Origin of the sequence: Flavobacterium sp. Leaf359, assembly GCF_001423985.1 — a bacterium.
GTDB lineage: Bacteria > Bacteroidota > Bacteroidia > Flavobacteriales > Flavobacteriaceae > Flavobacterium > Flavobacterium lindanitolerans.
On sequence record NZ_LMPW01000013.1, the window covers coordinates 371,031 to 372,238 of the forward strand.

Sequence of the window (1,208 nt, forward strand, 5' to 3'; positions counted from 1 at the left end):
GTCAACTACTACATTATGGACGGTAGCCAGCTATACTCCGGTTACTGTAAATCTGGCTGCCACACCGGCAGTTCAGGGAAATCCTTTCAATGACAGGGAATATGCCACAGGCGAAGTCAGCCCGGTACCTAATGGGCAGGCGGGTGGTGCCAATTCCTTTGCTTTGGTTAATTTTACCAGTACTACAGGAGCAGGAAATATCAGTAACTGGTTAATCAGTCCTGTGGTTACAGTAGAAAATGGCGATGTTGTTTCTTTCTGGTCAAGAAAAGGAACCTCAGGAACAATAGATTATGCAGATCGTTTGGAACTTAGAATGAGTACGGCTACTACGCATACCAATCCAACAGGTGGCTCTACCAATGTAGGTTCGTTCACCACAGTTGGGGTTACTGTTAACCCGACATTAGCAACCGGTTTCGTATATCCTAAAGTTTGGACAAGATACAGTTTTACCGTTTCCGGACTTACCGGTCCAACAGCTGTAAAGTTTGGGTTTAGATATTTTGTAACAAACGGTGGGCCTAGCGGGGCTAATTCGGACATCATCGGAATTGATACTTTTGAAGTCAGCAGAGCATTGAGCAGAGATGATTTCTTTGCAAACAACTTTAGCATGTATCCAAATCCATCAACAGGAATTGTTAACCTGTCCGGTAAAAATAATGTGGCTATTAATACAATTCAGCTTACAGACCTGAATGGAAGAGTGGTAAGAAATATAAATGCGAATGGTGTTTCTGAAACGAAAATTAATATTTCTGAACTAACTTCAGGGGTTTATTTCCTAAACATACAAACGGATTCTGGTACAGGTAGTACAAAAATAGTGAAGAACTAAACAGTAAGACTAAATATGTTAAAAAGAGTCGGTTTGATAAAACTGACTCTTTTTTTTGTAAAAAGTTAAAGTTGTGACATAATTATTTTTTTTGTTATATTTGTATAAATATTAACTAAACTTTTATAAAGAATACTCTTGTTTACAAGAGGTCATTAATCAAAACTACACTGGAAAAGTCCACTTTTTTCAAATGGTTTTTGTTTCTTGATTGAGTATGCTTTATTTAATTTTAATTAATATTTTTATGAAAAAAACTCTACTTCTTTCTTTATTGGTTTCCGTGTCAGGAATTGCCAATGCTCAAAATGTTTACAATTTTGGTTTTAGCGGTACAACAACAGAAATGGAGACGGCCGGTTGGGTA

At 37.3% G+C, this 1,208-nt stretch carries 1 protein-coding gene; it reads left to right on the forward strand.

Features of this window, described 5'->3' with window-relative positions:
- The coding region (locus ASG38_RS14125; protein ID WP_082482227.1) for a T9SS-dependent choice-of-anchor J family protein at window positions 1-841 on the forward strand (841 nt) is incomplete at its 5' end.
- Between the last annotated feature and the right edge of the window lie 367 nt (window positions 842-1,208).